This is a genomic window from Paenibacillus sp. KACC 21273 (assembly GCF_028736095.1).
GTDB classification, from domain to species: Bacteria; Bacillota; Bacilli; order Paenibacillales; family Paenibacillaceae; genus Saccharibacillus; species Saccharibacillus kyungheensis.
In genome coordinates, this window is the sequence record NZ_CP117876.1 from 3,370,434 (window position 1) to 3,382,294 (window position 11,861).

11 protein-coding genes are annotated in these 11,861 nt (G+C 39.4%); all 11 read right to left on the reverse strand.

Annotation, left to right across the window (positions count from 1 at the left end; translation table 11 throughout):
* Positions 1–23 precede the first annotated feature (23 nt).
* Positions 24–1,064 carry a GNAT family N-acetyltransferase gene (locus tag PQ460_RS14640; RefSeq protein WP_274170287.1) on the reverse strand — a complete coding sequence of 347 codons (1,041 nt, stop codon included), beginning with the start codon at positions 1,062–1,064 and terminating at the stop codon, positions 24–26.
* Positions 1,065–1,196: 132 nt separating this feature from the next.
* Entirely contained in the window at positions 1,197–1,658 is a 462-nt protein-coding gene (locus tag PQ460_RS14645; protein WP_204824512.1) for a YlbF/YmcA family competence regulator, read from the reverse strand.
* A 32-nt stretch (positions 1,659–1,690) separates the two neighbouring features.
* Positions 1,691–3,241 carry a tRNA (N6-isopentenyl adenosine(37)-C2)-methylthiotransferase MiaB gene (miaB, locus tag PQ460_RS14650; RefSeq protein ID WP_274170288.1) on the reverse strand — a complete coding sequence of 517 codons (1,551 nt, stop codon included), beginning with the start codon at positions 3,239–3,241 and terminating at the stop codon, positions 1,691–1,693.
* Positions 3,242–3,410: 169 nt separating this feature from the next.
* Positions 3,411–4,148 (reverse strand): L,D-transpeptidase family protein, encoded by a 738-nt coding sequence (locus PQ460_RS14655; RefSeq protein WP_274170289.1) that lies wholly within the window; start codon positions 4,146–4,148, stop codon positions 3,411–3,413.
* A gap of 112 nt (positions 4,149–4,260) precedes the next feature.
* Positions 4,261–4,833, reverse strand: coding sequence for a phosphate propanoyltransferase (pduL, locus tag PQ460_RS14660; protein ID WP_273615823.1), 573 nt, complete (start codon positions 4,831–4,833; stop codon positions 4,261–4,263).
* Between the two features lie 278 nt (positions 4,834–5,111).
* Complete coding sequence (locus PQ460_RS14665) at positions 5,112–5,372, reverse strand: stage V sporulation protein S (protein ID WP_017813748.1); 261 nt, start codon at positions 5,370–5,372, stop codon at positions 5,112–5,114.
* Between the two features lie 156 nt (positions 5,373–5,528).
* Positions 5,529–6,323: a TIGR00282 family metallophosphoesterase gene (locus tag PQ460_RS14670; protein WP_273616286.1), complete on the reverse strand. Its 795-nt coding sequence runs from the start codon at positions 6,321–6,323 to the stop codon at positions 5,529–5,531.
* A gap of 65 nt (positions 6,324–6,388) precedes the next feature.
* Positions 6,389–7,930, reverse strand: coding sequence for a ribonuclease Y (gene rny / locus PQ460_RS14675; RefSeq protein WP_069327318.1), 1,542 nt, complete (start codon positions 7,928–7,930; stop codon positions 6,389–6,391).
* 366 nt (positions 7,931–8,296) lie between these two features.
* Positions 8,297–9,058 (reverse strand): regulatory protein RecX, encoded by a 762-nt coding sequence (locus PQ460_RS14680; protein WP_273615822.1) that lies wholly within the window; start codon positions 9,056–9,058, stop codon positions 8,297–8,299.
* Between the two features lie 143 nt (positions 9,059–9,201).
* Positions 9,202–10,269, reverse strand: coding sequence for a recombinase RecA (gene recA, locus PQ460_RS14685; RefSeq protein WP_273616285.1), 1,068 nt, complete (start codon positions 10,267–10,269; stop codon positions 9,202–9,204).
* A 314-nt stretch (positions 10,270–10,583) separates the two neighbouring features.
* Positions 10,584–11,858 (reverse strand): competence/damage-inducible protein A, encoded by a 1,275-nt coding sequence (locus PQ460_RS14690; protein WP_273615821.1) that lies wholly within the window; start codon positions 11,856–11,858, stop codon positions 10,584–10,586.
* Positions 11,859–11,861 lie beyond the last annotated feature (3 nt).

An 11,861-nucleotide genomic window follows, 5' to 3' on the forward strand; every position in this document is an offset into this window, starting at 1 on the left:
CTCCTCCTGTTCAAAACGGCTTGTTACAATAACAATCCCATTTGTATCAAATCTACATAGCGCTGTTCAACCACTAATGCGTTTTTTTGAATCCCTTCAATCCGAAAACCCAATGAACGATATAAATGTAAAGCGCGTTCATTATTACCTTGCACATTCAATTCAAGACGATGCAAATGACGATCTTGTGCCCAGTGAATCATCGTCTGAAATAACCGTCGTCCTATACCACGATTTGCATACTCTTGCAGTACACCTACAACAATATATACACTATGGCGATTACGTGCAACTTTGCCACCAATCGCTTCCAAATATCCAATAATCTGACCTTCGTGTTCCGCTAGAAAAATATTAGAATTAGCACTACGCAGTGCATAACGAATCATATCCCGTTGTTCTGCTTCATTCAAATTCCGCTCACCAGGCTCAAGCAACATAAAGGTAGTCTGCTCGTCTAATTTCTGCTTCATCCGAATCAAAGCACCAGAATCTCGAATCTGAGCAATTCGTACAGAGACAACCATCGCCAAATAAGGTTCTTTGCTATAAGGATACATATAAGATAGAGAGTTAGAATCGCCCCAACTCTTTTGCAAAATAATTTGATCCCGACATACAATACCATTTTCAATAATAGGATGTTCATAATGAGTAGTGAAATGATCATGTTCTATTCTTATGATGCGAAACCCATGTTTTTGATAAAAGGCAAGTGCGCCCAGACTGGAATTACCTGTAGCTACTGTAATAACGTTAGCTTTGAATTGCTTGAGTTGCTCTAATACTTCGTCCAATAACTTACTGCCTATACCTTGCCTTTCATAACCCTCTTCGACTGCGATATTCATAATTTCCCATTCTTGTGCTGTACGTTGAAGCACTCCACAGACTCCTACTATATGATTCGCTATCTCTGCTGTCCACCAACGACAATATGCTTTGTAACGCTGTATCGCTTCTAGATCAGGATCAGCAAGCATTAATAATGCAATAGGTATACATTCGTGATTGGATTGAGTACGGATTAACACAGAATCATAACCATAATTAGAAGATTCCATGACCATTCACTTCTTTCTGCATGTAGAGTCAACAATATGAAATCATATGGCAGGTACCTATAGAGATAGCCCATAGAGTTCTACAAAAATCAAAAAAGACGCGGCTATATGCTCCGCGTCTTTGGATTTGTTCTAGTCATTGCAGGACGATGGAGGTGAATCCTTACCGCTCTCTACATTGATTTTCTCAGAAACGGTATCATGAATAACTGAAATAACCATTTGTAACATGTCGTTAATTTCAACCTGACTTTCTTGATAATCCGATACTAATGGAATATCATCCAGTTCTTGTTGTAAGGCTGTTAATTCGCCTTCAATTCTAGCAATCATTTTTTCGTTTTTCATCGATTCAAAAGCAACCACTTCTTTTTGCTTTTTCTTGATCGTACGAATTAATTCTTCGATTCGTGGATGAGATTGAATCATTTTTTCTGCTCTTTTGAAATGATCCACTTCTTCACTTTCTGAGATCAGCGCAGCCAATTGCTTGGTTTTTGCCATAATATCTTCACGAATAAAAAGACCCTGTGTATTTAATTCAAGTGGTGCTCCGCCTGTCGTTGATTCAACATTGCGATCATGATGCTCCATCGACAATCCTCCGTTTACTTGCTCAAATTTAATTAATAGGCTACAGCAGGTTCAGCAACCAGTTCGCCTTTGATATAAAACGTTTTGTAATCGGTAATCTGTACATGTACGAATTGACCGATCAAGTCTGCTGATCCTTCAAAATGAACTAATTTGTTAGAACGCGTGCGTCCTGCCAGAACTGTTGAATTGTTTTTACTTTCACCTTCAACCAATACTTCAACTACTTGACCTAAGAATTTTTCACTACCGATTAAGCTGTAGTCTTTAATCGTTTGGTTCAAGCGTTGCAATCGTTCTTTTTTCACTTCCATCGGTACATTGTCTTCCATCACAGCCGCCGGTGTACCTTCACGTGGTGAATAGATAAATGTATATGCCGAATCAAATCCAACTTCACGTACAAGTGATAATGTTTCTTCAAATTGATCGTCTGTTTCGCCAGGGAAACCTACGATAATATCGGTAGTCAGTACAGCATTCGGAATAGATGCTTTGATTCTACCTACCAGATCCAAATACAACTCGCGTGTATATTTACGACTCATTTTTTTCAATACAGCACTGCTACCTGATTGTACAGGCAAGTGAATATGTTCTACCAGATTACCACCTTTAGCCAATACTTCGATCAGACGATCATCGAAATCTCTTGGGTGCGATGTGGTGAAGCGAACACGCGGGATATCAATTTTGGAGATATCATCCATCAAATCTCCAAATGTATAGTTCATACCTGTCAAGTCTTTGCCATAAGCATTAACATTTTGACCTAGTAGTGTAATTTCTTTAAATCCTTGACGTGCTAGTTCACGCACTTCAGCGATCACATCTTGCGGAAGACGACTGCGTTCTTTACCACGTGTAAAAGGCACGATGCAATACGTACAGAATTTATCGCATCCATACATAATATTTACCCAACCACGCATACCCTGCCGCTTTTTCGGTAAATTTTCGACGATATCTCCTTCTTTGGACCAGACCTCGACGACCATTTCTTTACTGAATAGCGATTCTTGAATCAAATAAGGCAGACGGTGAATATTATGTGTACCAAAGATCATATCGACAAAACCATGCTTTTGCATAATACGATTAACGACGCCTTCTTCTTGAGACATGCAACCGCATACGCCTAATAATAGTCCTGGCTTTTCAAGTTTTAATGTTTTGAGATGACCCAATTCACCAAATACTCGATCTTCTGCATTTTCGCGAATAGCGCACGTATTTAACAAAATAATATCTGCTTCTTCACGACTTTCTGTGGCTTGATAGCCCATCTGTTCTAACATACCTTTGATCGTCTCAGAATCGTGCTCATTCATCTGACAACCAAATGTATAGACAAGATAATGCTTGCCTATCCCAACAGTACGTAGTTCTTCTGGAATACTTCCCTCATAGACAACTTGCACATCTTGTTTACCACGTTTCTTTTCTTCACGTTGATTCGGTTCAGATATAATATGGATTTCCCGACCTCGGATACGAATTTTTTTGCCGTTTTCATCTTCTGAAATCACTTTAGCATCCGAAAAATCAAAGTACTTGGAATAATCCTTAATTTCTTTTGACATGCTGCCACTCCCCACTGTAAGCATCATTCTAAAGTTTCTGTATGCCTCTTCCAACATCTTAAAAAAGCATTACTGCTAATTATATCATGCTTACTCTATTATAAAAAGCTGTCAAATCGTACCTGTTCCACCAGTACAATGGTTCATGTTCTTAGTTACTTAACAAGATTTAACGAGCACTTACTGTACCGATACGAATCTTAGGCGATTTGGCAGGATCAATTGCTTTTAATACTTTTAACAAATTGGCTTCTGATAAAGCGATACACCCATCTGTCGGTTGGGTGGAACTTCTCCATTTGTGTACAAAAATCGCACTGCCTTTGCCTTTTACAATCGGATTGATATTGTAATTAACCACCATTCCATATTTATAAAGAGGATTATTCATTTTCTCATAAGATGCCCAGCGTTGGTTGGGGTCGCCCGATTCTGTCACTTTCTGATTATAATCACTAGAATTCACATCATCGACCCAGTAATCTTGAGCGGTGTATTGTTCATAATCTACTTGTAACCCTGTAGGTTTAGGTGCTGTGCCAAACGCTGTTCCTAATAAATATGTACCGATTGGTGTTTTACCATCCCCTTCTTTGGTTTTGCCCAGTCCATGCTTACCCAAGACCACAGGTAATGCCGATAATTGCAGTGTCCATTGTCCATTTTGTTTGGTATATACCTGAAGTGTGCCTTTAAATGTATTGTTGTGTACAGCAGTAACGAGAACCACCTGTTCTGTATGCAATTGATCAAATGTCCGAAAAAGATTTTGCTGATACGCATCTTGTTGAGCGCTAGGCAGATTGGATGCTGCTATACTTACCGATGTGGTTGTATTCGTGATAGCACTTAATGTATATAAAATGATCGCTAATGATATCCATTTGCCTATACTTTTACATGACATCTATATTCCTCCATTGTATATTTGATTTTAATAAGGAATGTACCATAAAAAAGATAAACAAAAAAGCCTATTTCTATAGAGCGAAATAGGCTTTTTGTCTATCTATTTATGATTAATCGATAATTTCAGCAGTGTCACCAGTCGCAGCACCGGAAGCATTTGCTTCATCTGTATCAATGTGCATATCCAAAGCGAAAGAATCGGATACACGTGCAATGACGTTTTCAAGAACAAGACCACGTTCACCAGACAAACGCACTTTTAACAATTCTTGATCTTTAATTCCCCATTTTTCTGCATCAGAAGTATGGAAATGAATATGACGTGCAGCTACAATCACGCCTTCTTCGATTTGCACTTCACCAGCTGGTCCTTTTAGAAGTACACCCGGTGTACCATCGATTTTACCAGACTCACGAACAGGAGCTTTCACACCAATAGCGAAAGAATCCGTACGAGAGATTTCCAATTGTGTTGCTGGACGAGCAGGTCCCAAAATACGAACTTTTTCAAACGTTCCTTTGCTTCCTACTACAGCAACCGTTTCATTAGCAGCAAATTGTCCTGGTTGGGACAACGGTTTGAATTCTGTTAATTGGTAACCTTCACCAAATAATACTTCGATATGTTCTTGGGTTAGATGAATATGACGTGCTGACACGCCTACAGGTACGATTTTACTCATGTAATCACTCACTCCTCTATTATTCTCTATTTCATTTGCACTTTGTAACAAAACGCACATACTCGTACATTTGCAAAATGCATGCTACTTTATTATACATCTTTTGTACCAAAAATGAAAAGCAACTCAGCAAAAAGACCTCCAAGCTTATAAAACAAGCTTACAGGTCCCAAGTATGCAAACAAATGACCACTTTCACCATCATCTCTGTTGCAAGAGGTATACGCTATGATCGTTAGGACTATAGGTATCTACTTACGTTCAGGATAGCAGCAGTATTATCTAGGTTCTACAATCAATTTCATGGCGGTTCTGTCTTCTCCATCAATCACAATGTCCGTAAAGGCTGGAATACAAATCAGGTCAACTCCACTTGGTGCTACGAATCCCCGGGCAATAGCTACTGCTTTAATCGCTTGATTAAGGGCGCCTGCTCCAATGGCTTGAAGTTCAGCGGCACCTCTTTCACGCAATACACCTGCCAATGCTCCTGCTACAGAATTCGGGTTGGATTTTGCTGAAACTTTTAATACTTCCATGATAAGTACCTCCCCTGGGAATGAATGATGGCTTGATTCCATGATTAGTAGATAATATTCGACAACATCTCTACTGTTCCTGCTGAATTAAATCAAAAATCGATTATTTTCAGAGAAAATTTATAAAGATTTTAAACATCCTGCTTCTACTTGAAACTATTCCATATGCCATTCATCTTCATACATGCGAATCTTTTCGATCTTTTTCGCTCTACCGGTCTGATCGTCTATATCCACATACACAGCATGAAAATGCCATTTGCCTTCACAAACTTGAAAACGTGCTGGCAACTGTGTCTGAAATTTATATAATACCGCATCACGCTGCATACCGAGTACGCCTTCATACGAGCCTACCATCCCTGTATCGGTCAGATAAGCTGTTCCGCCGGGTAGTAAGGTATCGTCATTACTTTGTACATGAGTGTGTGTACCAACGACCATAGAAGCTCTACCATCCAAATGCCATCCCATAGCAATCTTTTCAGAAGTGGCTTCTGCATGGAAATCAACTAATACGCAATTTACTTTCCCTTTAAGCTCATCCATAATCTCATCGACTTTGCGAAAAGGACAATCGATCGCTGGTAAAAAGGTACGACCCTGTAGGTTAACAATACCTAACTGCTTACCGCCAGCTTTGATAATCGTATATCCACGACCAGGCGTACCTGGAGGAAAGTTAGCGGGACGAATCATACGAGGTTCATCATCTATAAATTCAAAAATCTCTTTGTTGTCCCATGTATGGTTACCCATCGTTATACCATGTACACCCATTTCAAAAAGTTGACGTGCAATCCCTCGTGTAATTCCTCGACCTGAAGCAGAATTTTCGGCATTCGCTATGATGATGTCCGGGGTATACTTTGATTTTAACCGAGGTAGCGTCTCTTTAATCGCTTTACGACCTGTACTTCCTACAATATCTCCAATAAAAATAACTTTAATGATAATTCCTCCATCCACGAAGAGAAAAAGTGACCTGATTGCCAGGTCACTTTTCGCATCGTTCTTTATTTTGCGTAATCGACTGCTCTCGTTTCACGGATTACAGTGACTTTGATATGTCCTGGATAATCCAGTTCATTTTCGATCATTTTGGTAATATCGCGTGCCAAACGGAAACTATCTGCATCATCCACTTTATCCGGTTGAACCATAACACGAATTTCGCGTCCGGCTTGAATAGCATAAGATTTCTCTACGCCTTCAAAGGATTCAGAGATTTCTTCTAGTTTCTCCAGACGACGGATATACGTTTCTAATGTTTCACGACGTGCGCCTGGTCTTGCGGCAGACAATGCATCTGCTGCACCAACAAGCATCGCTATAATAGAAGTTGCTTCCGTGTCGCCATGGTGAGACGCAATACTGTTAATAACGACTGGATGTTCTTTGTATTTCTTAGCCAACTCTACGCCAATCTCTACATGAGAACCTTCCACTTCGTGATCTAGTGCTTTACCGATATCATGCAGTAAGCCTGCACGTTTCGCTAATGTGATATCTTGTCCCAATTCGGAAGCCATTAGGCCGGTAAGGTAAGCCACTTCCATGGAGTGCTTGAGTACGTTTTGACCGTAACTGGTACGGAATTTGAGACGACCCAAAATTTTGATAAGATCTGGATGAAGTCCATGTACGCCAACTTCAAATGTAGATTGCTCACCGTATTCACGGATACGCTCATCCACTTCGCGGCGTGCTTTATCCACCATTTCTTCAATTCTTGCAGGATGTATACGTCCATCTGCTACCAGTTTTTCAAGAGCTGTACGGGCAATTTCACGGCGAATCGGGTCAAATCCAGAAAGGATAACAGCTTCCGGTGTATCATCGATAATTAAATCGATACCTGTAAGTGTCTCCAATGCACGAATATTACGACCTTCACGACCGATAATTCTGCCTTTCATTTCTTCATTAGGCAAGGTGACAACAGAGACGGTAGTCTCGGCTACATGATCAGCAGCACAACGTTGAATAGCAAGAGTAATAATCTCACGAGAACGTTTGTCTGCTTCATTTTTCGCCTGTTGTTCAATATCCTTGATCATTTGTGATGTTTCGTGGCGAACTTCCTGCTCCACGTTGCTCAAAATGATACCACGAGCATCTTCCATCGACAGATTAGAAATTCGTTCGAGTTCCGCAACCTGACTGGTGTGAAGTTGTTCGATTTGTTGCTGAGTCTCTTCAATACGTTTCTCTTTGTTAGCCACTTGTTCTTCTTTGCGTTCTAATGATTCAATTTTTTTATCCAGCGACTCTTCCTTCTGCAACAATCGTCTTTCCAGGCGTTGATTTTCATTACGACGCTCACGAATGTCTTTTTCAGCTTCAGTTCTGAGTTTGTGCACTTCGTCTTTTGCTTCCAGAACTGTTTCTTTCTTTTGTGCTTCTGCTTCTTTCTTCGCACTTTCTACGATTTGGATAGCAGCTTGTTCAGCACTAGAAATTTTAGCTTCTGCAAGAGACTTGCGAATAAAATATCCGACCAAGAACCCAAAGAATAATGCGGCAACAACGAGAATTGTGGTCCAGAGAACTTCCATTCTGTTCACCTCCTCGCTGATTCCTCCAAGGTATTCCCTGGGAATTACATGTTCATTGGTTAATCGATGATTCGTCCCTTATGCATTTGTTTCATTGCTCATGCGGGTACATGTGCTAATTCCCTGTTCATAGGGAGATCAAACATTCTAAAATTCTTCAGAAATGCCTTGCTACAGAATCCATGATCACCTTCATCTTATCACCTGCCGGGAAAAGATGACGTAAAAATGACAATCTGCACAAGTACATTTTATTATTTGCCAAAAGACATTGTCAAGCAATTGCCGTAACCGTATTTATAGATGTCAAGTTTGTTACCCCAAATAAAGCGGTTATTCTGTTTTATTATATTTGGATTTTGGCGGTTATTCCCAATCATCTTCTGGTTTTTGTTGAACAGCTTCCAATGCTTTCCTTACAATATCCGAAGAATATCCTCTTCTCATTAAAAAAGCCATTGTTTTTCTTTTTTTATCAAAAACTTCTCCCGAAGTGGATTTCCATTTTTTTTCTGCCAATATAGTAGCACTGGCTATCTCATCATCTGGATCGATATCTTCCAAAGCTTGCTCAATATTTTCTTTATTTACACCTTTTTGGCGTAATTCTTGTCTAATCCATACTTTACCTTTTTTCTGACTTTTGACTCTTTGCTTCGCCCACTGTTGAGCATATAACTCATCATCGATCAGTTTCTCTTGTTGTAATCGCACCAGAGTCGTTTCGATAATTTCAGGATGGATTTCTTTTTCTTTGAGTTTGCGTGCAATCTCAGTACGAGTTCTTGCTTTACGGCTTAAATAATTTAAAGATTCTGCATATGCTGTTTGACGTTCATTCGCAATAACAATATTCTCTAGTTCTTCTTTAGAAAAAGACATCCCTTTTAACAGCCTATATTTGATCATAACATCTTCATGTACCATAAGAGCCAATTCCCCGAAAGATAATTTGTAATGATGCCTAGGCTTACGTAGAGGGGTTACAGCGGTAATCTCTACTTCACCTTCCTCGGGAAACCCATCTAAGCGTTCTCCTTCATCTGCATAGATATCCCATTCTTCATCGCCCTCAGGTTCAGATGTAGTATTTGATGTTTTTTTGGAATAACGACGATAATCAGCCATAATTGTTTCCTTTCGTCTATCTATATTTTAAATCAGTGTATAGTGCTCATATGAATCTCTTATTAAATATAAATAAAAAACGCCCTGAACGTATTTCACGTCCTGGGCGCTACAGGATTTAAGCTTGAAGCATCTTAAAGTTATTATTCAGTTGCTTTAGAGAATAATTCTTGCTCTTCAAGACTCTCTTTTTCTTTTTCTTCAGCAGATGGTTCTTCAACCACTGTTGTTAAATTGCTAGATACACGAATTTTTTGCTCGATGATATCTGCAATATGCGGATTTTCTTTCAAGAATTGTTTAGAGTTCTCACGACCTTGACCCATACGTTCACCTTCGTAAGAGTACCAAGCACCACTTTTATTTACAATATCGTGTTCTACACCGATATCGATCAAGCTACCTTCTTTAGAGATACCTTCTCCGTACATGATATCTACTTCAGCTTGTTTGAATGGAGGAGCAACTTTGTTTTTAACAACTTTGATACGTGTACGGTTACCAACAACATCGTTACCGTTTTTGATTGCTTCTATACGACGTACGTCTAAACGTACAGTGGAGTAGAATTTAAGTGCACGACCACCTGGAGTTGTCTCAGGGTTACCAAACATAACTCCAACTTTTTCACGAAGCTGATTGATAAAGATTGTGATTGTTTTGGATTTACTGATTGCACCAGACAATTTACGCAAAGCTTGAGACATCAAACGTGCTTGCAAACCAACGTGAGAATCTCCCATTTCGCCTTCGATCTCTGCTTTTGGTACCAATGCTGCTACAGAATCGACAACGATAATATCAACAGCACCACTACGTACAAGTGCTTCAGCGATTTCTAGACCTTGCTCACCTGTATCTGGTTGAGAAAGTAGTAATTCATCAATGTTAACGCCTAAGTTTTTAGCATATTGAGGATCTAGAGCATGCTCTGCATCGATAAATGCTGCTTGTCCTCCAGCTTTTTGAACTTCTGCAATTGCATGAAGCGCTACAGTTGTTTTACCAGAAGATTCTGGTCCGTATATTTCGATAATACGTCCTCTTGGCATACCGCCTGTACCCAAAGCAATATCTAATGCAATAGATCCACTAGGAATAACTTCAACTTGCATATGAGTGGATTCTCCAAGTTTCATAACTGAACCTTTACCGAATTGCTTCTCTATTTGACGAAGCGCCATATCTAACGCTGCACGACGATCTGACAATAAACTCACGTCCCTCTTCTTCTTATTTATACTCTAATTATACTACTTTTTTTCTCATTTGCCAAGCTTTTTTCGAACATATATTCGTGTTTTTGATATGAAATCCATATTATATTACATTTATTGGTAATAAATCAGGATTTCATTTTTTTACGTAACTTTTTTACTTTTTGGGGTGTAAACATAAAAAAACCGCAACAAATAAATTTGCTGCGGTTCTTCCGTCTGCGCTTATTTTACCATAGTAGAACTATACATTGCAACATATGCTTGGCGTGATATGACGTCTGTTACACACGTCTGTGCGCATTTTGTCACTGTGGTAAAGATTCCTTCTGAAGTTCACTTAAACGAAGCCACAAACGGTACAGAATACTTTTGGCAGCGCGAACACGAATCGACTCACGATTGCCACGTATATTTAATTCAAATACCTGTGTAGGTTGATTCCGTTCTGCGAGTCCAATATAGACTAATCCCACAGGTTTGCGTTCTGAAGATCCCGGGCCAGCTACACCGGTAATCGAAACAGCAAAATCAGTATCTAATATCTTTCTTGCTTCATCGGCTAATACTTCGGCTACTTCCGGGCTTACTGCTCCTGGAGCTTCTTCGCCTTCTAACAATTCACGAGGCACATTTAACATTTTTTCTTTCATTTCGTTGGAATAGCAGACGATTCCACCAAGAAATACATTTCCACTTCCCGGGATAGCAGTTAGATTCTGCATTAATAGACCACCTGTGCAACTTTCTGCTGCTGTGAGTGTCAATTTCATACCTGTCATCATCAGCAAAATCTGTTCTTCGATTCCGATATCTTGATCAGCATACATATGGTCAGGCAAACGTTCCCGAATTTGAGATTCCATCTGTTTGAGTTTGACCATGGCTTCTTTTTCTGTAGCCGCTTTGGTTGTCAGACGAATCGTGACTTCGGCTTCTTTGGCATATGGAGCAATTGTAGGATCACTTTGATCGTTAATCAGATCAATCAATGCTTCCTCCAATGCAGATTCACCAATACCGGCAAATTTAAGCATTTTCGAATAAATAGGATGCTCATCTGTTAATACATGTTCTAACAACCATGGTTTTGCTTCATTTTCAAACATAGGCTGTAACTCTTTTGGTGGGCCTGGTAGAACAATATAATATTTTTCTTTATCTTCAATTGCTATACCGACAGCAAGCCCTGTGGAATTTGCCAATACATGGCTATTCTCAATAACCAGTGCTTGACGACGATTATTTTCAGTCATCGTAATATTTCTACCTTCAAAAAAGCTTGCGACTTTTTCCATAGAAGAAGGATCTATATAAATAGATCTGCCTAGCACTTCAGCTAATGCATCTTTGGTTAAATCATCTTGTGTTGGTCCGATCCCGCCTGAAAATAAAATAACATCTGCACGACTACTAGCAAGCTCAATCGCTTGTTTGAGTCGATTTAAGTTATCCCCTACTACAGTCTGATAATATACATCTATTCCTATATAGGATAATTGTTGAGATAAATATCTGGCATTCGTATTCGTAATTTGACCTAGTAATAGTTCTGTACCTACTGCGATAATTTCTGCTTTCATTAC